The organism is Desertibacillus haloalkaliphilus (genome assembly GCF_019039105.1).
Classification (GTDB): Bacteria; Bacillota; Bacilli; order Bacillales; family KJ1-10-99; genus Desertibacillus; species Desertibacillus haloalkaliphilus.
This window is the reverse complement of record NZ_JAHPIV010000152.1, coordinates 1-431: the sequence shown is the minus strand read 5'-3', so window position 1 is coordinate 431 and position 431 is coordinate 1. Positions and strand designations below refer to the sequence as shown.

Sequence of the window (431 nt, the reverse complement as noted above, 5' to 3'; positions counted from 1 at the left end):
AGTTAGTTCGATGACAATGGGGGGAATTGCGACGGTTATTAGCGGCAATAGCTCACCAATAAGTGGTTCAGAACATCTAATCTCTCATGCATTAGATAAAATTACTAAACAACCACAAATGCATGGAATTCAAGTAGGGATTGCTACGTATATTATGGCCAAAGTTCAAAACCACCGTACAGAACGAGTGACAAAAGTCTTTGAACGAACAGGGTTCTTTTCTTTTGTCTCTACGTTACCGCTACAAAAAGAAGAGTTTATACAGGCAATAGAATTAGCTCCAACCATTAAGCCGAACCGTTTTACATACTTGCATGAAAAACTATACCGTGATCAAGCTATAGAGCTTTTAGAGAAGGACGCCATCCTCGTCGACCTATTTAAATAATTGTGGCTCAACAAATGCCTGTTTTGATTTGTAGAAAGGAAGC

Annotated in this window: 1 pseudogene; it reads left to right on the top strand. The window is 39.0% G+C overall.

Going from position 1 to position 431, the window contains the following annotated elements:
* A pseudogene (locus tag KH400_RS21295) lies at window positions 1-388 on the top strand (iron-containing alcohol dehydrogenase family protein); the annotation flags it as partial.
* Window positions 389-431 lie beyond the last annotated feature (43 nt).